Source organism: Candidatus Binataceae bacterium (genome assembly GCA_035294265.1).
Taxonomy (GTDB): domain Bacteria; phylum Desulfobacterota; class Binatia; order Binatales; family Binataceae; genus DATGLK01.
Window position 1 is genome coordinate 1 of record DATGLK010000016.1, and the last position, 26,604, is coordinate 26,604.

At 62.0% G+C, this 26,604-nt stretch carries 24 protein-coding genes; 10 read left to right on the plus strand and 14 right to left on the minus strand.

Annotated features, from left to right (window positions below):
* From VKV28_02750 to VKV28_02760, 3 genes are all read left to right on the plus strand, one after another.
* Window positions 1–1,222 (plus strand): Rieske 2Fe-2S domain-containing protein (locus tag VKV28_02750; protein ID HLH75703.1); only part of this gene is annotated, 1,222 nt, incomplete at its 5' end.
* A 69-nt stretch (window positions 1,223–1,291) separates the two neighbouring features.
* Entirely contained in the window at window positions 1,292–1,669 is a 378-nt protein-coding gene (locus VKV28_02755) for a hypothetical protein (GenBank protein HLH75704.1), read from the plus strand.
* Window positions 1,670–1,715: 46 nt separating this feature from the next.
* Window positions 1,716–3,038 carry a DUF1329 domain-containing protein gene (locus VKV28_02760; protein HLH75705.1) on the plus strand — a complete coding sequence of 441 codons (1,323 nt, stop codon included), beginning with the start codon at window positions 1,716–1,718 and terminating at the stop codon, window positions 3,036–3,038.
* Window positions 3,039–3,517: 479 nt separating this feature from the next.
* On the opposite strand, the gene VKV28_02765 is transcribed toward VKV28_02760, so the two are convergent.
* The 9 genes from VKV28_02765 to tkt form a co-directional block, all read right to left on the minus strand.
* Window positions 3,518–4,327, minus strand: a complete 810-nt coding sequence (locus VKV28_02765; GenBank protein ID HLH75706.1) for a hypothetical protein — start codon at window positions 4,325–4,327, stop codon at window positions 3,518–3,520.
* Window positions 4,328–4,390: 63 nt separating this feature from the next.
* Complete coding sequence (locus tag VKV28_02770; protein ID HLH75707.1) at window positions 4,391–5,683, minus strand: hypothetical protein; 1,293 nt, start codon at window positions 5,681–5,683, stop codon at window positions 4,391–4,393.
* Window positions 5,684–5,986: 303 nt separating this feature from the next.
* The gene (gene cutA / locus VKV28_02775; protein HLH75708.1) at window positions 5,987–6,331 is read right to left on the minus strand and encodes a divalent-cation tolerance protein CutA; all 345 of its coding nucleotides are present in this window, start codon (window positions 6,329–6,331) and stop codon (window positions 5,987–5,989) included.
* On the minus strand, window positions 6,328–6,582 hold the full coding sequence (locus VKV28_02780) for a glutaredoxin family protein (protein ID HLH75709.1): 255 nt from the start codon (window positions 6,580–6,582) through the stop codon (window positions 6,328–6,330). Before VKV28_02780 ends, cutA begins: the two co-directional genes overlap by 4 nt.
* A 20-nt stretch (window positions 6,583–6,602) precedes the next feature.
* Window positions 6,603–9,611 (minus strand): AsmA-like C-terminal domain-containing protein, encoded by a 3,009-nt coding sequence (locus VKV28_02785; GenBank protein ID HLH75710.1) that lies wholly within the window; start codon window positions 9,609–9,611, stop codon window positions 6,603–6,605.
* A 75-nt stretch (window positions 9,612–9,686) separates the two neighbouring features.
* Window positions 9,687–11,525 carry a translational GTPase TypA gene (gene typA / locus VKV28_02790; protein HLH75711.1) on the minus strand — a complete coding sequence of 613 codons (1,839 nt, stop codon included), beginning with the start codon at window positions 11,523–11,525 and terminating at the stop codon, window positions 9,687–9,689.
* A 100-nt stretch (window positions 11,526–11,625) separates the two neighbouring features.
* The gene (locus VKV28_02795) at window positions 11,626–12,177 is read right to left on the minus strand and encodes a DUF2939 domain-containing protein (protein HLH75712.1); all 552 of its coding nucleotides are present in this window, start codon (window positions 12,175–12,177) and stop codon (window positions 11,626–11,628) included.
* Between the two features lie 26 nt (window positions 12,178–12,203).
* Window positions 12,204–12,941, minus strand: coding sequence for a 6-phosphogluconolactonase (pgl, locus tag VKV28_02800; GenBank protein ID HLH75713.1), 738 nt, complete (start codon window positions 12,939–12,941; stop codon window positions 12,204–12,206).
* Between the two features lie 132 nt (window positions 12,942–13,073).
* Window positions 13,074–15,110, minus strand: a complete 2,037-nt coding sequence (gene tkt / locus VKV28_02805; protein ID HLH75714.1) for a transketolase — start codon at window positions 15,108–15,110, stop codon at window positions 13,074–13,076.
* A gap of 260 nt (window positions 15,111–15,370) precedes the next feature.
* Here tkt and fabF point away from each other — a divergent pair, with 260 nt between their 5' ends.
* The 7 genes from fabF (at window position 15,371) to VKV28_02840 (ending at window position 22,034) form a co-directional block, all read left to right on the plus strand.
* Window positions 15,371–16,627 carry a beta-ketoacyl-ACP synthase II gene (gene fabF / locus VKV28_02810; GenBank protein ID HLH75715.1) on the plus strand — a complete coding sequence of 419 codons (1,257 nt, stop codon included), beginning with the start codon at window positions 15,371–15,373 and terminating at the stop codon, window positions 16,625–16,627.
* A 15-nt stretch (window positions 16,628–16,642) separates the two neighbouring features.
* Window positions 16,643–17,620, plus strand: coding sequence for a beta-ketoacyl-ACP synthase III (locus VKV28_02815; protein HLH75716.1), 978 nt, complete (start codon window positions 16,643–16,645; stop codon window positions 17,618–17,620).
* A 48-nt stretch (window positions 17,621–17,668) separates the two neighbouring features.
* Window positions 17,669–18,610 (plus strand): ArsA family ATPase, encoded by a 942-nt coding sequence (locus VKV28_02820; protein ID HLH75717.1) that lies wholly within the window; start codon window positions 17,669–17,671, stop codon window positions 18,608–18,610.
* An 87-nt stretch (window positions 18,611–18,697) separates the two neighbouring features.
* Window positions 18,698–19,177: a hypothetical protein gene (locus tag VKV28_02825; GenBank protein ID HLH75718.1), complete on the plus strand. Its 480-nt coding sequence runs from the start codon at window positions 18,698–18,700 to the stop codon at window positions 19,175–19,177.
* A gap of 33 nt (window positions 19,178–19,210) precedes the next feature.
* Window positions 19,211–20,269 (plus strand): aromatic ring-hydroxylating dioxygenase subunit alpha, encoded by a 1,059-nt coding sequence (locus VKV28_02830; protein HLH75719.1) that lies wholly within the window; start codon window positions 19,211–19,213, stop codon window positions 20,267–20,269.
* A gap of 98 nt (window positions 20,270–20,367) precedes the next feature.
* On the plus strand, window positions 20,368–21,114 hold the full coding sequence (locus tag VKV28_02835; GenBank protein ID HLH75720.1) for an iron-containing redox enzyme family protein: 747 nt from the start codon (window positions 20,368–20,370) through the stop codon (window positions 21,112–21,114).
* A 545-nt stretch (window positions 21,115–21,659) separates the two neighbouring features.
* On the plus strand, window positions 21,660–22,034 hold the full coding sequence (locus VKV28_02840) for a carboxypeptidase-like regulatory domain-containing protein (protein ID HLH75721.1): 375 nt from the start codon (window positions 21,660–21,662) through the stop codon (window positions 22,032–22,034).
* 103 nt (window positions 22,035–22,137) lie between these two features.
* Here the strand turns inward: VKV28_02840 and VKV28_02845 are convergent, their stop codons facing one another.
* The 5 genes from VKV28_02845 to VKV28_02865 all read right to left on the minus strand — a co-directional run bounded on the left by VKV28_02845 (window position 22,138) and on the right by VKV28_02865 (window position 26,451).
* A complete protein-coding gene (locus VKV28_02845) occupies window positions 22,138–22,938 on the minus strand; it encodes an SDR family NAD(P)-dependent oxidoreductase (protein HLH75722.1) in 801 nt (266 codons plus the stop codon).
* Window positions 22,939–23,311: 373 nt separating this feature from the next.
* Window positions 23,312–24,001, minus strand: a complete 690-nt coding sequence (locus VKV28_02850) for a hypothetical protein (GenBank protein ID HLH75723.1) — start codon at window positions 23,999–24,001, stop codon at window positions 23,312–23,314.
* A gap of 115 nt (window positions 24,002–24,116) precedes the next feature.
* On the minus strand, window positions 24,117–24,632 hold the full coding sequence (locus VKV28_02855) for a mismatch-specific DNA-glycosylase (protein ID HLH75724.1): 516 nt from the start codon (window positions 24,630–24,632) through the stop codon (window positions 24,117–24,119).
* 56 nt (window positions 24,633–24,688) lie between these two features.
* Complete coding sequence (locus VKV28_02860; GenBank protein ID HLH75725.1) at window positions 24,689–25,810, minus strand: HlyD family secretion protein; 1,122 nt, start codon at window positions 25,808–25,810, stop codon at window positions 24,689–24,691.
* Window positions 25,807–26,451 (minus strand): TetR/AcrR family transcriptional regulator, encoded by a 645-nt coding sequence (locus VKV28_02865; GenBank protein HLH75726.1) that lies wholly within the window; start codon window positions 26,449–26,451, stop codon window positions 25,807–25,809. Before VKV28_02865 ends, VKV28_02860 begins: the two co-directional genes overlap by 4 nt.
* Window positions 26,452–26,604 lie beyond the last annotated feature (153 nt).

Sequence of the window (26,604 nt, forward strand, 5' to 3'; positions counted from 1 at the left end):
GCGAGTGGGGCTGGGCACACCAATGGGGCGGATGTTGCGGGAGTTCTGGACTCCGGCCCTGCGTTCCGCCGCAGTGGAGGCCGACGGTGCACCGATACGGGTGCGGTTATTGGGCGAGAACTTCGTCGCCTTCCGCTCAAGCAATGGACAGGTGGGCTTTTTCGACGAAGGCTGCCCCCATCGATGCACTTCATTGGCCTTGGCGCGCAATCAAGACAACGCCCTGACCTGCATCTTTCACGGTTGGAAAATCGACGTCTCGGGCAAGGTGGTCGAAGTGCCCTCCGAGCCACCCGAGCGACGGGCCGAATTCGCCGCCAAGGTACGCGTACGCCATTATCCGGTGCGTGAGGCGGGTGGAGCGATTTGGGTCTACCTTGGAACGGCTGCGACACCGCCGCGCTTTTTCGATTTCGAATTCAATCGTCTTCCCGCCTCGCATTGTTACGCCATTCGCGGCAGCGTGCATTGCAACTGGCTGCAGGCCTTCGAGCAGGTGCTGGACTCGGCCCATCTGGGGATTCTGCATCAATCCTGGCTGCGTCCTCGTACCACCACCACGCGCTTAGCCACTCGCACCGCTCCGCTGTTCGAAGTGATGGAACGGCCCTATGGTTTCCGCGAAGCGGCAATCCGCGATTTGGATGATGGCACCTTCTATACCCGTATCCGCGAAGTCGTACTGCCCTACTTTTCCTTTATTCCCAACGACCACCCACAGCCCAATTTCGCGATGTGCGCGATTCCGATCGACGACCATTGGAACGCCCAATGGCTGTTCTGGTACCACCCCGACAAACCCCTGGCCGAGGACAATCAGTTCATCGAGGGCATAAGAAAACGGGGCGACCCCAACAATTTCTGCGGTGATCTAGGCAGTATCGACAATCTGTGGCATCAAGACCGCGCGGCCATGCGGGAGGGGCATTTCACGGGCATCACGCGTAATTTCATCTATGAGGATTTCGCGGTCGAGGAAGCAATGGGTCCCATTGTCGATCGCAGCCGCGAATATCTGGGCTCCAGCGACAGCATCGTAATCCGGGTGCGCCGGCTATTGCTTGAGGGGCTGCGCAAGCTGGAGCAAGGCCAGCCGGTCTTTGGCCAGGAGCACTCGCCCGACTATGGGCGGGTGCGAGCGATGGCGATTCGCTACGAAAAAACCGTGGATTGGCGTAACATCGATCCCTTCGACCCGCCGCCCTCCTTGCCTTGGTACTAAGACGGTCGCCTTTAGTCGCTAGCTTGCAAAACGCGGGCGTGGTATCAGAAAGAATTGGAGCGCGGTTCCTTGCAAGCGAAACAACCATTCACGCTGCTGCAGAACCTGACTCGGCTGCTCTTGGCGCTGAGCTTGGTGAGCGTGGCTCTGCTACCTAGCGAACGCACCGGAGTGCGGATGCTGTGTTCGCCACGAGGGGTGGCCGTGACCACCGCCAGCAAGTGCGTTTGCGAAGATTGCGCCAACACGGTCTCGAATACCGACTTTGCCAACGCTCGAGCCCGCCTGATGCCGATCGGGGAGATCCTCTCGCGTCCGCCCCTTATCTTGCGACCGCGCCCGGAACCTGGGCTTTTCGCCAATCCGATCGATCTGCCCCGACTGGCGCGAAGGATGGCGCCGCCCGGAGCTGACAACGCGCCGTTCACCTCCCTTCCGATTCTCTAGCAAGCATAATTTCTCTTAAAACCGCTTTTGTGGGGAGTGTTTTGCCATGAACAAAAGGGCTATTCTCGCCCTCTGTGTGGGTGTTGTTTCCTTCGGACTGCTGAGCACCGCTCACGCGGATCCGTTCGCCAAGGTGCCGGTTGGCACCGTCATCACCAAGGCCAATTGCCAGCAGTATCTCGACCATTTCGACGTCGGCTGGCAGCACGAATGTACCGAAACTGCGCCGCAAAATAGCATGCCACCGGATCTCCAAATCGTAATCGCGCCGACGCAATCCTATCCGGTACCTTCCACCTACTGGGACGCCACCGAAAAATACAGCAAGCAGGTCAGACTGGTTCCCACCGGCGACGGCAGCTACAACATCAAGGGGTACATCGCCGGGATGCCGTTCCCTTACGACAAGCTGGACCGTAACGACCCCCTGGCCGGCTTTAAACTGATGTATGATGCTTACTTTCAGTATCAGCCGGCGGTGATGGTGGGTTATGGGGTCCACACCCTAAGCATCGACCGCTACGGCAACCGCTTCGAGGGCTCTTCCTACACCATGGACTACGTGGTGGAAGCTAACACTGACGCAGTCTATCCGATGACCATTCCAAACTCGCCCGGAGAAGATAAAGGAGTCTATTTCACCAACTACACCGAACAATTGTATCCCACCCAGCTCCAGTATATCGCCGGGGTGGAATGGGACTACATGGATCCCTCGCGGATTCCCGACAACTGGGCCTATATCCCCAGCATTCGCCGCGTCCTGCAGCTATCCCAAGCCGCGCGCTGCGCACCGTTCGTGGCCAACGTAAATTTCAGCTACGACGACCACTCTCGCGTCCAGTTGCCCCCAACCTGGTTCAAGGCCCAGTACCTAGGCACCAAGTACGAGATCACCTACATTGTGCCGGAGGACCGCTTCAAGCAGGCCGGGGATTATCACAATTGGGAAATCCATTACGGGATTTTCCCCACCCCTAAGATAGGCGGCCATTGGGAAGCCCGCCCTTGGCTGCAGCTTGCAATGCAGCGTACGCCTGCTCATGCCGCTGGCTATTGCGAGGCGCAGCACTACGACTGGCTGGACAAAGAGCAGACCATGTCCATCGCGTACGACGACTTCGATCAGAATGGCAAGTTCTGGCGCGGTCAGTACAACTACAACCCGGCCAAGCGGGTTCCTGGCACCAACGGCTATTCCTTCTATAGCGGGGTCTGGGCGCACATCAATCCCGACTTCCAGAACTTCGACAACTCCAACCTGCTGCCACCGATGACTGGGTTCTGGTACAATCAGGAAGCTCCCAAGCGATTCGTCAATTACGATCGCTTTGGAAACCCTGCCGGCCTGAACGAGATCACCCAGTAAACCAACCGTATCGCGGCCGGCCTTGAAGAAACAAGGCCGGCCGCGATATACCCTCCTGCTGCACGCCCTAAGCCGCCTAAATTGTTACCCTTATCTTCGTACTAGATCTGGCGTCGCTGGACGATGGCAGCCACGCTCCCCTATGCGCTAAACCAGGCGCGCAGCCGAACGACTTGGCAACAGCTTAGCCGTTACAGTATGACGGGCGGCTCCGCACCGCCAACTATGGGCGGGCAATGCTGTCCTACTCACTAAGTAGGTAGCGGTTTCTTCGACCACGAAGTGCTTTTCTTATTTATCCTAGTTTATATATAGAGCGGCTATTGTTTTACTTTTTCACAGGCTATATGGGATTAGTTGCCTCAGACTTTTCTCCCCTCGCCCGCTTCTTTGCGGCAGAGGGCAGCCAGCACGCCGCGCCGGTGAGAGCGCAACCTGAGTGCGGCATACTGGTCCGCCTTTAGGGTTAAAAGACCAAACTAGAAAAAATTTGGAATCAAAAATGCCAGTACTCCGTTGAGAGTCCCGCGGGTAAACACCTCGCCGTGGATCGGATCGATCGCTAGCCCAGTGATGGTCGTAATACCGGTGGAAGGGCCCCGGATGATCGCACGAGGCGGCACGTCGCCATGGTCGTTTTCATTCCAGATGGCAATGAAGCCCAGCGGACGCGGCGCGTACTCGGAGATCGGCCCCTTACAATCGGCAACTGGCGCGTAGCCTCCCGAATCGTAAGGCGGCCGGTAGTCGTTGCCGGTGATGGAAGCGAAAATTTTGCCACCGTGCACCTGCACGTGCCACAAACCGGTGATACCGGTGGTCGGACCGGCGATTATCGCGCGCGGGCTACTCTCGCCATCAGCCAAGCGATCGAAGACCAAGATCGCGCCCGGGGCATGCGCGCTACGCGCGGCCACGAACACCAAATTGCGCTCAGGGTCGACCGCCACGCCCGACACTCCGCGCATCCCGTCCTCGTGGTCGCGGATAGTCCGCAACGGCGCGACGTCGCCGTTTGCCATCAAAGGAAAGGCGGCCACGTAACCGCCGCCGAAGTCGGCATACCAGATCTCGTTATGCGCGCTGTCCACCGCCACCTGCCAGGGCGAATGAATTTTGGTCCGCGTGCCCTGAATCACGCGCACGGGCGGCACGTCACCGTTGCTGCCGCCGCGATAGGTTACAATCGAGCTGGCCAGCGGCTCGCTGGCGACGATCAAGTCATGAACCGGGTCGTAGTCAATTCCGTGGGCGACTCGAGTCAGCTTGGTATGCTGACCTTCGATCACGCTTGCCGGCAGTACGTTTCCACTTGCCTCACGGGCAAATGCCGCGATACGCGGATCGCTGATTCAATTAGTGGCCAGGATTTGATCACGCCGGCTGTCGTAGGCAATCGCCGACGGACCGCCAAAACCCGCCTCCGGAGTGCCCGCCGGCGCATTGCGAATCACCCGCAACGGAGCCGCATCGCCACCGGCGGCACGCGCGAACACTTCGGCGGTGTGGCCGTAGTTGGCCACCCAAATCTGGTCGCGCACGGGGTCGTAGGCCACTCCCATCGGATGGCTGATGAGCGTGCGCGGCCCGCCCAGCACGCGCAGCGGCGCGACGTTGCCGCTGGCAGTGCGCGCAAACACCAGGATCTGGTTGGCCGCCTGATTGGTTACAAACAGCTCGTTATGATTCGTATCGACCATCACCCCGGTGGGCCAGTTAAGCCGGGTCTTGCTGCCCTCGATCACCCGCAGCGGGGCCACGTCGCCCTTGCCATCGTCCTTGTAAACCGTAATTGAAGGGGGATAGTAATGGCCGCCGCCGGGATAATCCCGATCCCATTGTCCTTGCGACCAATTGCCGTAATTGGCCACCACAATCTCGCCGTTCTTCTCGTCCCAGAACAAGCCGTGCGGATCGGCCAGGCCGGTGTGCGGGCCGCGGATGGAGCGCAGCGGCGGGTCGGCGTTCTGCGCTCCGATCTTGAAAAACGCGATCTGAATGGAGTGCTCTATCGCCAGCGCGATTTGACCGTAACGCTGGCTGATTCCGATGCCGTAAGTGCCATGGGGAATCGCCAGCACGTGCGCCTTGTAATCGCCGTTGGCGGTATAGGGAAAATTGGCCAGATCGTCGCCCCAGTCGTTTTCGGTCACATAAAAGCGCTGGCGCACCGGATCCAGTGCCACCCCAGTAGCAAAGGAAAGCCAGGTCGCCGGCCCGCGCACCCACGCCTTGCGCGGCGTGATTCCCTTGGCTTGGGGCGCGGCGGCGACGTCGAGATCGTAAATCATGGCACTGCGCAAATTGGGGTCAGTCAGGATTGCCAGGCGGGCCTTGGGATCGATCGCAACCCCGTTAAAGGACGGGTAAGGATCGGCCAGGACACTGCACGGCTGCACGTCGCCGCCGGGAATCGTATTCAGGATCTTCAGGAATTGCGGCGACTCTTGCGGTGGAGAGCCTGCCGATCCGTGGGGGTCGTTACTACCCGCGGGGGCAGCATAGGCCACCGGGGCCAAAACTCCCCTGACCGCAAGCAATGCGGCCTGGAGCGGCCCCCCCGGTAGCCACAGGCCAGCTCCTCCGAACGCCACCGCGACCAGCAGGCTAGCAATTTTGGTTTGGCGGCCAGCAATTTTTCTCATTTTCGGATTTCCTCGGGACGCATCAGGGCTTTGATTATGTTTAAAGGAATTATGCACAAGACAAAATTGTTGGCACCTCGCTTACGCAGCAAAATGATCGGCCGCTATGGCAAGGACATTCTTTTCTCTCTCTTCCCCCCGCGTCGTGGGGAAAGGGGGTTGTGAAGGCCGGCACGGCGCAGCCTGCGGTCACCCCCATCTTCACCCTCCGCTATGACACATCATGGGGGAAGAAAGGGAGAAAGGCCATACAGGCGAGCCTTATTTCACGCAGGAGTTTGTTGCTAGCACGGCCGCCTTCGCTCATTGGGGAGAGCCGCGGCCAGGCGTTCCTGTAGCCTGTGCCAGCCATTGCAGGTAGGGTGCGGAGCCGCGCTCGATCGGCACGGCGATGACTTCCGCCACTTGGTAGGAATGCAAGGCCCGCACCCGCGTTTCGAGCGCTGTATACAGCTCGGGGCGAGTCTTGATCAAAAGCAAAAACTCGCCCTCGTCCGCAACCGTTCCCTCCCAGCGATAGATCGATCGGATCGGGCCTATCAGGTTGACACAGGCCGCCAAGCGCTCTTCCACCAGGGCATGGCCGATCGCGGCGGCATCAGCTTGGTCGGGCACGGTTACCAACACCAGCAAGGCCGGAACGCTCACGGCAACAAGCGGGCCGCACGCGCCAGCGCGCGACGCAACTGGACCGGCGTGCAGCGATATTTGAAGGCCTTGCGACCGTTGATCAAAAGCACTGGGACCTCCGTTCCATAAAGCTCCTCCAGCCCGGGTTCGGCGCCGACCTCCAGCCGCCTGAAGCGGTGCGGATAATGGCGTAACTCGCCCACCAGCATCCGCTCCATCTCTTCGCACAGGTGGCACTGATCGCGGCTTACCAAAGTCAGCTCGAGCATTGAGAGCTTGCCTCCCAGGTTCAACGCACAGTGTCAGGACGAATCAAATTAATGGGGATCGCTAGGGTCCTGATCAAGAGCTTGCTGATCGAGGTAATCGGGGCCGGGAGCACCCTAGGATTGGTCACCGGACCGGTGACGTGAAAATAGGCTGCCACGATTCCGCTCTGGCTGGCGGCCAGTCGCGCGCCAATCAGGGGAATCTTGCTGAACACGGTATCCAGGAGCTGAAAGGGGCGCATCCCGACCTGCATGTCGAGGGTGTTGTTGATCAGAGCCAGCTTACCTGCCGCGGTTATCTTCATCACCGGACCATCGAGCAGGAAGTCGTCGGTGGCGAACACGCCGGCGCTGCCCCTGAAGTTGGCGGTGATGCTCTGAAAGGGGACGCCGGCCACGCGCGGGTCGGGTACTCGGGCGTTCAGCCAAGCACTGATATCGACCAAGCTGAGCATGCGGGAGAGCAGGGTGAAGCGCTTTAACAGTCCATTGCGGACCTGCACCGAGAGATAGCCGGCGAGGGTTTGGAAGAAATCGTTGTCGGTATCGGCCGTCAGCGAACATTGCCCGTCCACGCTCCCCGTCAGGATGGCTTGGTGCCAGCCGCCCAAACTCTGGAGCGCGGCCGCCTGCACTCCAATCAGGCGCGCGCCGATATCGACCCAATCGTCGGAATGGCGCCCGCGCAGTTCCATCGTGATTCGGCCACCCAGAGCCTCGGCGCGCATGTTGGAAACCCGCCATTGGTTGTAGCCGCGGGTGAAATCGGCTTGCAAGTCCTTCATCTCCAGCCGACCCAAGGTGGCATTGCCGGCGATCAGATGAACCACGTAGCGGTTGTCGTCATTGCTGGGCGGGGTGGGCGGAGTCCACGGCATTCGAATCGCTTTGATGGCGCCGATGTCCAGCCGCTGCGCGGTCGCGTCGATGTGAAACTCGGGTTGCGCGAGGTCGGGCACTTTCACCCTGACGTCCAATGGCGCCCCCTCGAAGCGAGTGCCTAGCATCGTTAGAGTCAAGCCGCCCTGGGCCAGCGCGACCGAAGCGACATTGATTAGCACGATGGGCGAGCGCAAAAAGCCGAAGCTCACTTTGCCCGGGCCAATGGTCAGGGCGCCGGTCATGCTTAAGTGAGCGCTGGACGTCGCGCGATTTACGCTCACCCGCCCACCGACGGGACCACGCACCGCGACTACCTTGGGGCTGACGACGTGGGGCAGCCAGTCCTGGGCTTGGATCTGATGCAATTCCAGGCTCAAGTGCTCCAGTGCAAATTGCTGGTTCGCCCCAATTCGAGCCAACTCGGCATCGACGATCGCGTGACCGTTGCGCGCCGCCACGTCCATCCGTCGAACCACCAACCCTCGCGGTGACAGTCTCAGGCTTCCGCCGACAATCTCATAATGGGCGGGCTCGCGCCGGAGCTCCATGTTGACGGCGGAGGGACGTACCACGATCGCATAGCTGGCAGGTGAAAGTAACTTGAAGTCGCGCACTTGCCCGCGCACCTGGGCACTGCCGTCGGCACGGCCACCCAGGGCCTTGAGCGGATGCAGTTCGGCCAGCAATACTGGCGGGAGGTTATCGATTACCAGCGGAAACAGGCTGTCCAAATCCAACTTTGCGGCTAGCGCGCCGTGATAAGCTATTCGGCGCAGGCGGCGTGAAAGTTCAGCCTGCAGTACGATTTTACTGAACACGGACTGGCCCAGTTGGGCCTGGGCCTGGGTCAAGCTGACCACCCCATTGCGCAGGCTGAGCTGACCGTCCAAACGGTTGTCCGGCAGCGAGCGCAGAGTTTGCGACTTAAGCGAGACGCCGGCCAGACTTATCTCCAGGCGTGAATTGTGCACCCACTGCGCCGCCGTCCAAGTCTGTAATTGGCGCGGGCTGACGCTCACCGCCGCTTCATCCAATGTCAGAGTGCCGGCACTGGGCAGTTGGCTGATGCGCACCACGCCGCTGGGCAGGCCATTAACCCGCTGCGCCAACTCTCCAATCGAAGTCAGCGGCACCGGAGCCAAGCTCAAGTTGAAGCTGACCGTCGGATCGGCAAACTGCGGCGCGAGCCGAATTTGGGCTGAAGCCAAAGCTGGCTTGGTACCTACCCCGATTCTGAGCGCATGGATCCAAATCTGGTCAGGGGTCGCCAGAAACTGGGTGTTAAGCCATGCGTCCTGGACGCTGAGCGGGCTGCGCAGGCGCGTGCCCGCGACCAGCAGATGGGCGACCTGAGTGTTGAGCGCGCCCTCGAGCTGCCCCTGCCCGTCGATTGTGAGCGTGCTTCGGGCTTGCAGTGCGCCACTCAGTTGCACGCCACCCATGGCCAAACCATCCAGGCGCGCCTGGGCCAACCAGAGCGTCCCCCGTGCCAGCGGACTTGCGGCATGCTCTGGGCGAGCATCCACTTGTAGCTCTAGATGCGCCCTCAGTGGGAGCAGGTCGGGCGGCCGGAGCCGCGCCGATACGTCGATGTGCCAGGGCGAGACTCGCAGCAAGGGGCGCTGAGCGCTGACGCGCACATCCTGAGCCAGCGGGCGGCCGTCGGCCAGTTCGATTTGGCCGCCCTCCACTTCGACGTCGCGCGTGATTCCCGCCAGCTCACGCAGCAGGGCGCGGACCTGAGCTACCATGTGAGCATCGGGGCGCGCAACGGGAGGCTCTCCCGTTCCCGACAAGCTCAGCCAAGGTGCGCGCAAATCGATCGCCAGCAAGGGCAGGCCGTGATTGAACAGCAAGGCGTGATAGCTGAACACTAGGGTCAATTGACTCAGGCGGCACAGCTCCCGTCCCCCGCGTACGAGCAGTGGATGGTCAAAATAGACTCGCAGGTGGCCCCAATAACTGGTGGTGGTGGCGGTGGCAATTATCTGAACGCCGCTTTGCGCCGCCACGCGCGCCACAATCAGGGCGGCTAACTTTCGATTGCCCAAGCGCTCAAGCCGCGCGCGAAACACATAGCCAGCGACCAGGCTTGCGCCCAGCACAAACAGGATCGACCATAATGCTAAGCGCGGCAGGCGTGCCATCGACCACCTCGCGGCTTCGGCTCAAGATCGTTAGGAGAGGCAATAGGCCGACGCCGGACCACCACGCGCTTGATTTCAGGTGCGGGCCGCAGCCGCTAATTCCGTCGCGGCGGCCCGATGTTTGTTGCGCAGCGCCGTCTTGAGCACCCGATTGCGCAAGCGCACCGATTGCGGCGTGACTTCTACCAGCTCCTCTTCATCGATCCATTCCAAAGCCAGATCCAGGCTGAGTGCGCGCGCCGGGGTCAACCGAATTGCCTCGTCGTGGCCGGCGGCCCGGATATTGGTCAGCTTCTTCTCGCGGCAGACGTTGACCGGCAGGTTGATCTCGCGTGAATATTCGCCCACCACCATGCCTTCATAAACCGGTTGACCGGGCCCGATGAACATCACCCCGCGCTCCTGCAAATGAAACAGGGCGTAGGCGGTGGCCACTCCCTCGCGGTCGGAAACCATCGCGCCGTTGGCCCGCGCCTGAATTGGCCCGCACCACGGGGCGTAGCCATTGAACAGCGCGTGCATCACGCCGGTGCCCCGGGTATCGGTCAGAAAAGAGTTGCGAAAGCCGATCATGCCGCGCGAGGGCACCTCGAATTCGAAGCGCGTCCGCCCACCGCCGGTGTTCTTCATGTCACGCATGCGACCGCGGCGGGCCGCCAGCAATTGGGTAATGATTCCGATGTAGTCGTCGGGACAATCGATCATCACCAACTCCATCGGCTCCAGCAGCACCCCGTTATCGGTACGCGTGATCACGGTGGGCTTGGAGACTTGTAGTTCATAACCCTCCCGTCGCATCGTCTCCACGATTACTGCCAGCGATAGCTCGCCGCGCGCCACCACCCGCCACGAGTCCGGGCTGAGTTCCTCCACCCGCACGCTCACGTTGGTGCGCGCCTCGTACTCGATGCGCTCACGCAGTTTGCGCGAGGTCACGTACTCTCCCTCGCGGCCGGCCCACGGCGAATCGTTGACCGAAAAGGTCATCGCCACAGTAGGCTCATCGATCCGAATGGGCGGCAACGCGCGCGGCGCATCCAGCGCGCCCAGCGTGTCGCCGATGTCGATGTCACTCACTCCGGCCACTGCCACGATATCCCCTGCCCCGCTTTCTTCGACCTCCACTCGATTGAGGCCGCGCCAAGTATACAGGTGGGTGATTTTAACCGGTCTCGCCACCCCGTCACGCCCAATATGGGCGACGCTGGCAGCGGCGCGCATGGCGCCGCTCACGATTCGGCCAATCGCCAGCTTGCCCACATAATCGCTATAGCCCAGGTTGTTGGCTTGAAACTGCAAGGGCGCCTCAGCCTGCACTTCGGGACCGGGCAAATGGGCCACGATAGTCTCAAACAACGGCGCCAGGTCCGTGCCCACCTGTTGCGCGTCGTAGGAAGCCACGCCTTGGCGAGCGCTGGTATAGAGGACGGGAAACTCCAGTTGGGCCTCGTCGGCGCCCAGGTCGATGAACAGATCGTAGATCTCATCGAGTACGGCCACGGGCCGGGCATCGGGGCGGTCAATCTTGTTGATGCACACGATGGTTCCCAGCTTGGCTTCCAGCGCCTTCTTGAGCACGAAGCGGGTCTGCGGCATCGGCCCTTCGGACGCATCCACCAGCAGCATCACACCATCCACCATCGACAAACTGCGCTCGACCTCACCACCAAAATCGGAATGGCCGGGGGTGTCGACGATGTTAATTTTCACTCCGCGCCAGAATAGGGCGGTATTCTTGGCCATGATCGTGATACCGCGCTCGCGCTCCAGCGCGAAAGAATCCAAGACCCGCTCCATCACCTGTTCGTTGGCCCGAAAGACGCCCGCCTGCCGCAGCAGACCATCGACCAGAGTGGTCTTACCGTGATCGACGTGAGCAATAATTGCCAGATTGCGCAAATCCGAACGACGCATAATTCTATTTTAAACCGGGGCGCACGACGCGCGCCTAAGATGCCACGCCGCTTTACGTTACATGGCGCTTGATGGCGGTTAAAGAGCCTAGCGCCCCAGCTCAGGGCGAGGCCGAGGCCGCTGAGTTGGGCGCGCCCTGCAGGCTGGCGAGCAATTGCTGAACGTTCTTGACCTCGACCACCTGCCAGCGCCCCTGAGCGTTGCGGGCCATGCGAATGTCCCATAGCCGGCCCTGGCGATCGCGAAAGCGGGTGGAAGCCTGGTCACCCTCGCGATGGAGCAGAACCAGCGCCGCCACTAACGCAGTCGCCGGCATCTGTACTCTGCGCGCCCCCTGATCGACCTCGCGTTCGGCCCAACTGCGAGCCAACTCCGCCGCGGGCGAGCTGAACAATTGGGCGGCGCCGTTGCCAATCACGCTACCCAGGGGATCGTTGTGACCCACCTGCTGGGCGACGATCTCAGCCGCGGCGCTGCGGACCACCTTGGGAAAGTTGATGAAGCGCACGGCGCGACTACCGTCGCGCGCGTCGATAGCTTGCTTTAACTGAAAGACCGCATAACTGGGCGTGCCCGGCACGTACAACAGCGCCCAGGCCGCCAACACCACCACTACCAGGGTCGCTGTCCAATGGCGCAGAAACCAAGCCATTCAAGTCCCCCAAATTGCGTGCGCCGTCAGCTCAGCAGACGCGCCGCAGCCTTGTCCAACACCCACATCACTTCCCCGTGGGTGGGTGCGACCAATTGAGCTGGAAAGCGCTCCGGATCGCGCGGCCCTTGCAGGGCGGCCTTAACCGCCTGCGCTTTGCCCTCGCCCGCGACCATGAACATCACGCGCGCGGCTTGGTTGAGCGTCGGCACGGTCATAGTCAGGCGGCGGCGCGGCTCGGCATCCACATCTACCGGCACCACCAGACGCGTGCTTTCATGCAACGCGGGCTGACCGGGAAAGAGCGAGGCAGTGTGAACGTTGTCACCCAACCCTAGCAGGACCAGGTCGAAACGGGGCACCTCGCCTTCTTCCAATCCGAACTGCTCGCGCAATAGCTCCTCATAGGCACGCGCACCCTCCTCGGGCGGATCCTCGCCCCGCATCCGATGAACCTGGTCGGCACGCAGGCTGAGCTTGGAGAGCATCGTGCGCTGGGCCATCCCGTAGTTGCTCGCGGGATGGTCTGGAGGCACACAGCGCTCATCGCCCCAGAACAATTGGACCGCGTTCCAATCCACGCTGAGATGGAAGCGGGTGGCGATCAACTCATAAATCGGCGCTGGAGTGTTGCCGCCGGTCAGGCACAGGGAAAACTGGCCATGGGTGCATATCGCCTCGCCGGAGAAATGGACAATTTCCTCGGCTGCGCGCACCGCCATCGCGCTGCCGTCTGCCAAAACGATGATTTCGGGCTCTTTCAACCTGGCCTTCCACTGACTCCACGCCATCGGCGTCCCAAGACCGCCGGCAGTGGGATTTTGGAGGATAAAAATAGCACTTGACTGGCCCTGGCGCCTAGCCTGCCCAACATCGCGAGCCGCGCCCTGGGGATATCAACCCGCCAACAGACGGCGGGCACGCTCGACCAGATTTTCCACCGTGAAGCCGAAATACTTCAAAACCTCGGTATAGGGACCCGAGGCTCCGAAGCGATCGATCCCCACGATGTCGCCGTCGCTGCCCACCCAACGGTACCAGCTCAGCGATGCTCCCGCCTCGATCGCCACCCGCCGCTTGATCGCCGCTGGCAGCACCGCTTCCTGGTAGGCGCGCTCTTGGGCGGCGAACAGCTCGACGCTGGGCATGCTGACGACCCGTACCGCCGCCCCTTGCCGCTCAAGCACAGTTTTGGCCTCCACCGCCAGATGAAGCTCGGCGCCCGTCCCAATCAAGATGATATCGGGCCGCTTACCCGCGCTCTCGCACAGCACATAGCCACCCTTGCTCAACTCGGTGGCGGGTGCCATCGCTGCTCGATCGAGGGTGGGCACCTTCTGGCGGCTAAGCGCGAGCAGCACCGGCCCCCCGCGATGGGTCAGGGCCACGCGCCAAGCTTGTACGGCTTCGTTGGCGTCGCCCGGCCGAATCACGACCAGGTTGGGAATGGCGCGCAGCGAGGTCAGATGTTCGATCGGCTGATGGGTGGGGCCGTCTTCACCCAAGCCTATCGAATCGTGGGTGAACACGTAGATAACGTGCAGCCCGGCCAGCGCCGACAGGCGAATCGAGGCGCGGCAATAATCGGTAAAGACCAGGAAGCTGGAGCCGTAGGGAATGATTCCGCCATGATAGGCCATGCCGTTGAGCGCGGCGCACATCGCGTGCTCGCGAATACCGAAGTGCAGGTTGCGCCCGCCATAATTTTGCGGCTCGAAATCGCCCCCGTCCTTGACGTCGGTAAAGGTCGATTCGTTGAGATCGGCCGAGCCGCCGAACAATTCGGGCAGCCGCGCGGCAATCGCCTGTTGAGCGCGCGAGGCGGACTCGCGAGTGGCCAGGTTATCCTTGACGGTGAATTCAGGTAGCGCTTCATCCCAACCCGAGGGCAGCTCGCCTGCCAGCATCCGGCGGAACTCGGCCGCCTCCTGCGGATAACGGTTGGCGTAGCGCTCCATCGCGCCGTTCCACTCTGCCTCCCAACGGGCGCCGCGATCGCGGGCCTGGCGAAAATGAGCCAGAGCGCGCGCCGGCACATAAAATTCCGCCTCCGTCGGCCAACCGTAGTTGCGCTTGGTCAGCTTAACCTCTTCGGCTCCCAGTGCCTTGCCGTGGGCTTCGGAACTATCCTGGCGATGGGGGCTGCCGTAGCCGATATGGGTGCGGACCCGAATCAGCGAGGGGCGCGTCAGTTCGGCGCAGGCGCGCGCCAGGGCCGACCCGATGGCGGTCAAATCGTTGCCATCCTCGACCACCTGGATATGCCAGCCGTAGGCCTCGAAGCGCTTGCAGACGTCCTCGGAGAAGGTGATGGCGGTGGACCCATCGATCGTGATGTGGTTGTCGTCGTACAGATAGATCAGGTTGCCCAGTTGCAGATGGCCAGCTAGCGAAGCCGCCTCGCTGGCGACTCCTTCCATCATGTCGCCGTCGCTGACCAAGGCGAAGATGCGATGATCGAACAGCTCGAAACCGGGACGGGCGAAACGCGCGCGCAGGTGTTGGGCCGCAATCGCCATCCCAACTCCATTGCCAAAGCCCTGCCCCAGCGGTCCGGTGGTGGTCTCCACCCCCGCGGTGAGATGACTTTCGGGATGGCCCGGAGTGCGGCTGCCCAACTGGCGAAAAGCTTTGAGATCATCAAGCGTAAGGTCGTAACCGGTCAGATACAGCAGGCTATAGAGCAACATCGAGCCATGGCCGGCGGAGAGTACGAAGCGATCGCGGCCGTACCATTTGGGATGGGCCGGGTTATGGCGCAAAAAGCCGTTCCACAGCGCATAGGCCATCGGCGCCGCGCCCATCGGCAGACCGGGATGGCCGGAATTGGCCCGCTGTATTGCGTCGATCGCCAGCACCCGGATGGAATTAACGCAAACTTCATCCAGCGGGGCCTGGTTCAAGGCCTCGTCGATTTCACTTGCCAGTGCCACGAACCCTCCATCGCGCGACGGCGCACTGAGCGCGAGGCTGCGCTCCCTCAGACCCTTCCTCCCGCCCTGCCGCCGGCCGATTATCTAAAACGCGCCGCTGACTTTACGGCTCAGCCGCGTTCCTTTCTTATTCTTCTCTTGAACTGCGACTGCTTCAAGGCTAAACGCAGAGCCACCGGCGCGGGCGAGCGGCAGCACTCGACGCAAGCGGCCGAATAGTAAACAATAAAAGGCTTCAGGACCGACGAGGGTCCTCCTCGATGAGACGGATTTTGAATCGACGAGTTGTGGTGACCGGGACGGGGCTGGTGACGCCGCTGGGGACCGGGGTAGAGCGTAACTGGGAGGCGCTGATGACGGGGCGCTCGGGCATCAGTCGTATCGAACGCTTCGATGTAAGCGATTTCCCCAGCCAAATCGCCGGTGAAATTCGCGACTTCAACCCCGAGGACTGGATCGACCGCAAGGAGATCCGGCGCATGGATCTATTCATCCAGTACGCCATGGCCAGTGCCGAGCAGGCGATGCGCGAATCGGCGCTGAAGTTCGAACCCGAAGAGGCTGAGTTAATCGGGGTTATCGTCGGGGTGGGCATCGGTGGTCTGCTGACGATCGAGGAGTATCACAAACATTTTCTCGCCACCCGGCTGAAAAAGGTCACGCCCTTTTTCATTCCCAAGCTGATCAGCAACCTGGCCCCGGGCAATATCGCCATCCGCTACGGCGCCAAGGGCATCAACTTGACCACCACCAGCGCCTGCGCCTCTGCCAGCCACGCGATCGGCGAGGCCTTCCGTATGATCCAGCAGGGCTACCTTAACGCCGCCATCACCGGCGGCACCGAGGCGGCGCTCACACCGTTGGGACTGGGCGGCTTCGCGGTGATGCGCGCGCTGTCCACCCGCAACGACGAGCCGCAACGCGCCAGTCGTCCCTTCGATCGTGAACGCGACGGCTTCGTGATGTCCGACGGCGCCGCCATCCTGATTTTGGAGGAACGCGAGCGCGCCCTGGCCCGCGGCGCAACCATTTTGGCGGAGATTGTCGGCTATGCTACCAATGGCGACGCCTACCACATCACATCGCCCTCACCCAACGGCGAAGGCGCCGCGCGCTGCATGCAACTGTGCCTGCGCGATTACGACCTCGACCCCAACCAAGTTGACTACATCAACGCCCATGGCACTTCCACGCCCCAGGGTGACTTGGCCGAGACCCAGGCGATCAAGCAAATCTTCGGCGAGCACGCGGCCCAAATCGCGGTCAGCTCGACCAAATCGATGACCGGCCATCTACTGGGCGCGGCGGGCGCGGTGGAATCGGTCTATACGGTGTTGGCGATCAGCCGCGGGATGCTGCCGCCAACCATCAATCAGGAGTATCCCGACCCCGAATGCGACCTGGATTATGTTCCCAACCGGGCGCGGCCGGCCAAGATCAGGCTGGCGCTGAATAATTCCTTTGGTTTCGGCGGGACCAACACCACGCTGGCCTTCGCCCCGCACACCGAAAACTGACAGGAAACCATACCCATGGGTTCACGGATTATCGGCACCGGCCGTGCGCTTCCGGCCTTGTGTCTAACCAATTCCGACCTCGAAAGCCGCCTGGATACTTCCGACGAATGGATCAAGACCCGCACTGGGATAAGCCAACGCCATCTCCTAGGCCACGCCGAATCGCTGGTGGATATCGCCACCGCGGCCAGTCGTAAGGCGCTTCAGGCCGCCGGCCTGGAGGGTTCGCAGCTCGATGCAATCATTGCCGCCACGGTCTCCTCGGAATACGCCTTTCCCTCCTTCGCCTGCCAGGTCCAACGCGAGCTGGGGCTGAGTTCGATACCCGCCTTCGATGTAGCCGCGGCCTGCTCCGGCTTTCTGTACGCGATGGCGGTGGCTGACCATGCATTGCGCGGCGGGGGCTGGAAGCGAGTGCTGGTAGTAGGGGCGGACGCGCTCTCGACCATGGTGGATTGGAGCGATCGGCGCACTGCTGTCCTTTTTGGCGACGGCGCCGGTGCGGCGGTGATGGCCTTTGAGCCCGGTCCCCGCGGCATCCTTGACACTCAATTGCGCGCCGCCGGCGAGGCTTGGAATCTGCTCTCGGTGCGAGCCACCGGCACACGTGCGTCCGCCGACGCTCAAACACGCCGTGAACCCGCCGATGCGCTCAAGATGCGCGGACCAGAACTATTCAAGGTCGCGGTCAAAAGCATGGAGGAAATCACCCGGCTGGTAATCGAACGGGCCGGCCTGAGCGTCGCCGATATTCATCTGGTAGTGCCCCATCAGGCCAACCTGCGCATTTTGACCGCAGTCGCGGAACGGCTGGGAATCGCATCCAACAAGGTCTTCACCAATCTCGATCGCTATGGCAACACCTCGGCGGCCTCGGTCCCTATCGCCCTAGACGAAGCCTGCCAAGCCGGCCTAATTCATACCGACGACTTGATCCTGCTCAATGCCTGCGGCGGCGGCCTAACTTGGGGCGCCAGCGTACTGCGCTGGTAAGGGCGCGGGCGCTCTCGCACAGAGCCGCGGCGGTTTCCCTTGCACCCGATGATCGACGAGCTGCTGAGCCGGCGCCTCGTTATCCTGTTTGGAAAGGGTGGGGTGGGACGGACCACCTTGAGCGCGGCCCTGGCCTGGCTGGCCTCGCGCCGGCGCGGCGCGACCCTGGCGATGGAGACCGACGAAAACGCGCCACTGGCTAACTTGCTGGGGGCCCATCCCTCCTATGCGCCGGTTGCGGCAGCCCATAACCTGTCGGTGATGCGGCTGGAAGGGCGCCAAGCGCTGGAGGAATATCTCAAGTTGGTGGTGCCGCGCGCTCTGCTGGCCACCATCACTCCCAGCCGCCTGTTTCAATACTTCACCCTGGCCGCGCCCGGACTGCGCGAACTGATGGTCCTGGGAAAGGTCTATTACGAGGCGGAATTGGGCCAGGGCGGCCGGCCCCATTGGACCAACATCGTGTTCGACGCCGCCGCCAGCGGTCACGCACTCAATCTATTGCGGATGCCGCAGGCGGCCGCGCGCAGCTTCGGCGACAGTCGGGTCGGGCGCGAGGCCCGTCATATCGCCGCTCTGCTGCACGCACGCGAACACTGTGCCCTGCTGCTGGTTACCACGCCCGAACCGCTGGCCCTGCGCGAGACCCGCGAAACTTATCAGGAACTGTTACGGATGGAATTGTCGGTACAAGCAATTTTTCTCAATCGCTACAGCCAACTCTCGTACACGGCCGCCGACCTGGCCCGGCTGCGGCGCAGCCCGGCGCTGCGCGGCAATCCGCATCTGGCCTACTTCGACGCGCTGGCTCGGCAACAGGCAATCCGTGCCGCGACGGCGCGCCGGGCGGTGGGTTATTTGCGAACCCAAGTCGCCTGTCCGATTATCGAACTATCCGACCTTCCCGAATTCTCCGGACGGGCCCTGATGGCCCGGATAGCGGCCGAACTGTCCAGCGATCCTGGCGATCTGCATGGCGCCGCCGGCTGAGCGGCGGGCAAGCTCTGGCGCAGCCCCTAAGCTGCCGTTAACGTAGCTTGACAAGATCCCCAGCCGTAAGGGCACAAGAGGATAGCGATGAGCGCGAGGATCGAGGGTCGAATGGAGAAGAGAGCTTTCCCGGCCAGACAATGGATGGTGGCATTAAGCCTGCTGGCGCTGGCGATGTCAGCCCCTCTTGCCGTGCAAGCGGCGCAGCCGCGGCCATGGCTGTGCCGCGACAAGCCGGTCTTCTCCTCCCCCAACCAGGCACAACTGACCGTGCGTCGGCACGATCGACGCCAATGGGAAGTGTTCCTGATGAAGTTCAATATCAACAGTGGTCACGACGGTTTCACCGTCACCAGCAGCTATCCCTTGCGTGGCGACAGCCCCTCTTCGGCCATCGTGGGACGCGGGCAGTTCTATGCGGTCGCCTTGTTCCGCGCCAACGGTCATTGGTTCTGCCCGGCCCGCGTGGTGGATAACACTCGCCCCGGCGAGTTGGCGAACTTTTGCTACCATGCCAACAATCCGGGCTTGTGCGACATTTCCCTGACCGCCAGCAGCAATCGCTGACGATCGCAAGCCATCTTTCAGGGAGAGCGAATTATGTTCATGCGCAACGCGTGGTACGCAGCGGCTTGGAGCTGGGAAGTAAGCCGCAACCTGCTGGCGCGGCGCATCTGCGATCGCCCGCTGGTCTTGTATCGGCGCGAAAATGGCAGCCCGGTGGCGCTAGAGGATCTATGCTGCCATCGCCTGTTGCCACTCTCTCACGGCCGGCTGGAGGGCGATCGCTTGGTTTGCGGCTATCATGGCCTGACCTTCGACCCCAATGGGCAATGCGTCCACATGCCCAGTCTGCAGCAGCCCAACGCCCGCACGCGCGTGGCCAGCTTTCCACTGTTCGAGCGGCATCGCCTGATCTGGGTCTGGATCGGCGAGCCGGCGCAGGCCGATCCGGCGCAAATACCCGATCTGCACTGGAACGATGACCCCAACTGGGCCTTCGCCGGAGATCTGTTGCCAATGGCCTGCGATTACCGGCTGGTGATCGACAACCTGCTCGATCTGACCCACGAGACCTACGTCCATCCCACCTCGCTGGGAAACGAGGCCATTCCCGCCGCCCCAATCGAAACCGCAGCCGTCGATGGTGGCGTCACTGTGACGCGTTGGATTCTGGATCATGCGCCAGCCCCGTTCTGGCGCCAGATGATCGCGCGCGCTCGCGGCTGGCAGGGACGCTGCGACCGCTGGCAGGTGGTCAAGTTCGTGCCGCCCAGCAATTGCGTGCTGCACGTGGGAGTGGCCGAGGCCAACAGCGGTGCGCGCCAGGGCGACTTCAGCCGCGCAGTAAGCCTGATGCAGCTCAATTCGCTAACCCCCGCCACTCCTACCACGAGCTGGTATTTCTGGTCGGCGACGCGCAACTTTCTGCTTGACGATCAGGAGCTGACCCGGGAGCTGCACGACGCTTCGGAGCGCATCTTCGGCGAGGACAAGGCGGTGATCGAGGCTCAGCAGCAGGCGATGATCGACAATCCCAACGCCGCCACCGTCAATATCTCGCTGGACGCGGGATCGGTGCTGATGCGCCGGCTAATTGCCCAGCGCGCCAAACCAGCCGCCGCTCGCCGGCGAGCCGCTTCTCGCACTCGCGCCTGATCCAATCGCCGCCCGATCGATCGGCGCGCGAATTGTGCTATGGAAGACTGTATTCACCCGCCGGCCTGCCCGCGCCGGCGCAGCGTGGGAGGTTCGTAATGTCAGACAAGGCGAAAATCGTCGAGGAAGTCATCGCGCTGCGCGAGCGCTGGCACACCAAGCGCCATCCTCTGTTTCAAGACATGGCCCAAGGCAAGGCGCCGCTGCGCGCGCTGGGTTTGTACATGGCTGGCCATTACCGCTTCGTCTCCTACGCCCTGCCCTCGATGGGCTTGCTCTATTCGCGGGCGCCGTTGGACGTGCGCAAGGCGGTGGCCAGCAATCTTTCCGAAGAGGAGGGGCTGTTGGCGATCCCGCGCCCCGGGCATAAACCCCACGATCACAACGAGATGATCTTCGCTTTCTGCAAGGCCGCAGGCTTTTCGCGCGACCAAGTCGAACACCTGAAGCTTACTCCGGCTTGGTGGGCCCGCGCGCTGCACTACGCCCATGTCTTGCGAGTGGAATCGATGGGCGTGACCCTGGCGATGCAATCCACCCAAGAGGGGCAGCAGGTCGCGCTCAATCGCGAGATCACTCTGCCCGCCTTTCAGAAATATTACGGCTACACCCTGGAATCGCCCGAAATCGCCTTCTTCGTCGAGCATGCCGAGGCCGACGAGGAACACAGCCGCCGCCAACTCGAGCTGTGCACCAAATATATTGACCCCGCCGAGCGCGACCATCTGCTGGAGGTATGCGAGACCGCGGTGCGCCTGCGCTGGGCCTCGATCTCCGAAGTCTATCGCAGCGAAGTGCTCAGGGAGCCCGACATCCTGCCGCCGGGCCTACCCGCCGCGGCCTGAAGTCACCTCGGCGGGTAGGGCGAGCGGCTACGCCCGCCCTACCCAAAAAGCCCGGCTGGCGACTAAAGGATCGCAAGCGCGTGGCCGCTTACCAGGCCGCGCGCGAGAACGATCACCCGATGGGCACGGCCAAGGTGGCGGGGCCTGGCGGCGTTCGGGCTGGTCCTACTGATTGTTTCTGGCACCCGGCGCTGGCTGCCCGCGATGGTCCTGCTCGCTGCCTTGGTCGCACAAAGCGGTTGCTGCAGCTCATCATCCTCCAAGCCGAGCCTAACTCCGGTTTCCATCTCAACCGCGAGTGCTACTTCAACCTCGATTGTAACAGCGAGTTTGACTCATAACCCCACTCCGATCGGCACATCGTCGTAGGCCGTGACTCAGGTTTGGATCGCGGCCAGCAGCCAACCCCTGCAGGTCTCGGGACTGCCCGGCAACCTAGGGACGCTCGCGCTCAATCCGTAGGTTCAAGCAAATCCTGGTCAACCGGCAATACCGTCCAGCCGGGAGTATTGCCATTCGCCCTAGCTTTAGGTTGGCTCTTTATTATGTCGCATTTCATTGGTTGGACCATCTGGATGCTTCTTTGCGCGGCCTGCGTGACGAGCCCGGCCATCGTCCGAGCCGACCAGACCGCATCCTCCGCCATCGGCTCGATTCGGGGACGCCTGGTGGTAATTCCCGGAGCTAACGGGGAGTCGGCGCAACCGCGGGGCGTGCCTGCGGCGCAGATACGTCTGGCCAATTCCAGCAACGGGAAGATAGTCGCGCAAACGGTGACCGCCAAGGACGGGTCGTTCAGCTTCAGCGCTGTGCCAGGCACTTACCAGGTGCTTGGTCCCAGAGCCAAAGCATTCGCACGAGTAGTCAGCGGTCAAACGACCACGGTGGAATTGCGGCAATTCATGTTTGAAGTTCGCTGAAGAAGTAGCCGTGGTGCTTGCTGACTTTTACCCTAGCCGCGCTGGCGACGGCCATTGCGCGATCCCGTCGGTGCGACGATTGGAATATTGGGTTCGCGCCACCCTATCCGACCTTAAGCAACCGACCCCCGTCCACCGGCAGCGCGGCTCCGGTGATAAAGCCGGCTTCGTCGGAGGCAAGAAAAAGCGCCGCATTGGCGACGTCCCATGCGCTGCCCATGCGAGCACCTAAAGGAACTCGCGCATTGCGCATCGCGACTACTTCCGCCCGACTTTTGCCCCACACCCGGGCGCGGGTGTCGACCGCCATCGGCGTGTCGATCAGTCCGGGTAAAATCACGTTGACGCGGATGCCGAATTCGGCGTTTTGAATCGCCAGTTGCTGGGTGAAAGCGATCAGCGCGGCCTTGGTCGCCTTGTAACCGACCGTGGGGTAATCCTCATAAGCTGCGGTAGAGGAAATATTGATAATCACGCCGCCACGCTGCCGGCGCATGATCGGCAGAGCATGCTTGCACGCCATGATTGCGCCACGCAGGTTGATCGCGCAGATTCGGTCGAAGATCTCCTCGCTAATCTCCGTCACCGGCGCGTCGCCCGCAGCCAGACTCACGCCGACGTTGTTGTGCAGGATGTCGAGTCGGCCCCAGCGTTCGAGCGCGGCATTCACAGCCGCCGCCAGCGTAGCCTCACGCGTGACGTCGGCCTGGAACGGAACGCATTCACCGCCCGCCTCGATCGCCATCTCGGCACTTGCGGCAGCCGAGATCAGGTCCCGATCGACGGCGAGAATTTTCGCCCCTTCCTGCGCAAAGCGCAGCACCGTGGCGCGCCCATTGCCGATTCCTTCACCTGGACTCTGACCAGCACCAACGATCACTGCCACTTTGCCCTCAAGGCGCATGGGAACTTCCACCCTTTCAGAGATAATGGACCAAGGTTTTCAACTTCCCGCCGACAACTCAAGCACGGGTCTTGGGTGCTCCAGCGTCGGATTGCTCGCTGGCGTCTCCAAAATAAGTGGAGAGTTTCGGGGTCGCAGAAACGCTACCGGCTTGGGCCTAGCGGTGCCGCCGTACCCGCCCATCGTTTGCGCGGGCCGGGCCGCCCGGCACCACTGCGACTTAGCAACCTGTCCGAGATCCTTCGACTGCGCTCGCCTCCGCTCGCTTCGCTCAGGATGACATCCTGGCAGCTGGCCGCGTCAAATACTTAAGAAACGCGGCGCTAGCGCGTAAGCTTGACACAGCTTTGCCGCTCAGGCAGCCGCCAGGCCGCTACTTGAATAGGAAGGTATAGCCGAGAACGCCGCCCCAAGGAGTGTTGAGTGAGTAGTTGTGATAGGTGCCATTGAGCATCGCGTTGGAGAAATGCTCCGCCTGCAAGCCCAGATAGACGAGTTGGCGAGGGGTTACAAAATAAGAAGCGCCGGCTTCGCCTTGAATCGTGGCTAGAAACGGACCGGTCAGACGAGTGCCCCCGGTCTCGGTGCCCAGATCGAGGTCTGAGCCACCGGGGATCGCCGCACCACCAATCCAGGGCACGATGCGATAAAAGCTCATGCCAGTAAAATAGTAATGGCCCGCCACGCCCAAACCGGCGAAATTCTGTCCCTTGTTGCGAAAATGCGCAAACATCGGCTCGGCACCCAACTCAAATGCACCGCCTAGGTACTTCAAATATTTGTGCCGGCGCAGGTCGAAGTTGCCAAAGGGGAACAACGAGATTCGCCCGGCCAGATTCCAGGCCTGGATGCCATCCCCGGGTAGTCGGCTGCCGTAATGGGCTAGCGCGCCCTCCACCGAAATCGCCTTGGTCCAGGGCGCGAAGACTTCATCCCAGTTGAGCGGGGTGGTGTCGAAGGCCCAGACCGGCGCGCCCGCCGCCAGCACCATCACCAGCGCCGGCATCATGATCGCCGTCTTCGCAACCCGTCGCATCCAGTTTGCCGCCACCCTACAGCTCATGATGCTGATCTCCCATGGCTTAAAGCCCAGGATAATTTTGGAGAATCGGGATCACTGTGCCCGATGTTGCTAACGTTGATAGCGAACTTTCCCTGCCCTCGCGAGGGCTCAAGCGTCAAAGCGGCTCCGCGGCGAGCAGTTCGGCCAGGCGCCTGAACCATCGCAACTTGTCCTCGAAGCCGGGAAAGCTGGCGTTGCGCCCGCTGGGGTTGGGCAGAACAAAAACTCGCGCGCCGGCGATCCGCTCCTCTTTAAGCCCGGCTCCGCCGCTGCGGCTCTTGCCGAAGAATTGCTGGTAGGCGCTCAAGCCAACAAAGACCACGAACTTGGGTTTGAGCCGCTCGATCTTGCTCCGCAGCTGCCGCTTGCCCTCCTCGAACTCGTCGCGCCGCAGTTCCGCGGCGCTGGCCGAGGCGCGCGCGCAAAGATTGGTCAGGGCCAAGCCAAACTCAGACAGACGCTGATCCTCGGCGCAGGTCAGCGCGATCGGCACCAGGCCGCTTGCATGCAGCAGGCGCCAAAACGGATTGCCGGGCCCGGCAAAATGATGGCCCAGCCGCTCGGAATGCAAGCTAGGGTTGATTCCAACCAAAAGCACCACGGGATTGGCGCCTATCACATCGCGCAGCATGTGCGCCGGCCTCGACCGGAGAACGAATGCCCCATGGGCGATCCTTGCCGCTCGCGTCACCGCGCCAGCGCCGTGCTGTCCTGATTGCGCTGCGGATCGCGCGCCGCCAAAACGCCTTGGTCCTCCTGCCCCTGCGAGGCCAGCACCGAGCCGTGCCGGTCGCTGACATCGATGGAAACGTCCATCGAAAGCCCGATTCGCAACGGCATCCGGGCCGGAGGCGGGCCGTCCAGCACGATCTTGACCGGGACCCGCTGAACCACCTTAACCCAGTTGCCGGTGGCGTTTTCGGGCGGCAGTAGGGCAAAGGCCGAACCGGTGCCCATTCCAATCGAATCGACGTGAGCACGATATACGTAGCCCGGATAGGCATCAGCGCTCATCGTCACCGGCTGCCCGACCCGGACATCACGCAATTGGGTTTCCTTGAAGTTGGCGGTAACGTAAAGCCGCGCCGGAGGCGGCACCAGAGTCATCAAGGGTTCCCCCGCCTGCACGCGGTCGCCCAATGCGATGTGCTTATTAGTCACGATCCCGTCAAGCGGAGCGCGAATTACGGTGTAGCTGAGTTGCAAGCGGGCGGCATCCAAGGCGGCCTGCGCCTGGTGGACGATCGGCCGATCGTAACGATCGTGATCCTCGGCCGACGCGCCCAGGGAGGCGCGCGCCTGTTCCAGCGCATGCTCGGCCAGTCCCCGCTCGGCCTGCGCGGAACGATAGGCGGTAGCGGCCTGATCCAGCTTCTCCTGGGCAATTACTCCTAGCACTCGCAAGCTCTTGGCGCGGTCGTAGTCCAGCTTGGCCTGGCGCAACTCGGCCTGGGTCAGCGCCAGCGCCGATTGCGCCGATTGATAGCCGGCATACAGGCTGTCGACGCTCTGGCGCGCCCGCTCCAACTGGGCCTGCGCCTGTTCCAGCGCGACCTGGTAATCGCGCGGGTCCAAGCGCGCCAGCACCTGGCCACGTTTGACCGACCAGTTGCTTTTAACCCCGACTGCCACCACCGTGCCCGCTACTCGCGCGGCAATCGTAGCCGAGGTTCCGTCCACATAGGCGTCGTCGGTGGAGACGTGGCTTGCCAGATAGCGATAATAGGGCCACCCAAAGAGCGCGCCCGCGGTCACGATAACCGGGACCAGCGCAATCACCACTAAGCGACGCAGAAAATTCCTGTTCATTGGTGTTTTCCGGGCGCCTGGCTCTCCCGCGCCGCGGCGCCATCAAGAAAAATGGTCGCAACCATCTGCTCGATCGTCTCGTCAGATGGTCCTTCGTCCCCCTCCCCCAAGAACTCCTGCGACTGGATGAGGTACCACAACATCCCGAATAGACATTGCGAGGCCACCATCGGGTCGCCTCGGCGTAGCTCACCGCGATCCATCCAGTGGCCCAGGCATTCGGCCAGGGCGCGCAAAGCGGGCAAGCGCACCTGCTCCAGATAAAGCCGGGCACGATCGGGCCGGCTCAAAATTTCGCGCACTACCAGACGAGTAATCGGCTTGCGCTCCTTGAGCGTGCGCCACAGCGTAAGAACCAGCTTGGGAATCGCCGTCCGGGCCGGTAGATAGCGCAAGGAAGCTAGCAATTCCGTACCGCCAGGAAGCAGCAGGTTGCCCCGGAGCAGTTGCTCCAAAAGCGCGTCTTTACTTGGAAAATACAAATAAAGACTGCCTTTGGCGAGATTAGCCTCGGCCGCGACCTCCTCCATGGTGGTTTCGGCGAAGCCCTTGCGGGCGAACAGCAGCAAGGCGGCGTGGAGGATCTGCTCACAACGCGCTTCGGTATGTTGCTCGCGCTTATCGGCGGCGATTCGCGGCATGGCTTGATAATAACTGACTGGTCAGTCATTATCAATAGACCGGCTCCGCTTCCGCCTTTCAGTTCCAGGAGCAACAAGGTTGTTCTCGATGGCCTCGGCAACGCTTTCTGAAACCATAACTTTTCCCGCCCCCGCCCCAGCTTCGTCTCATAA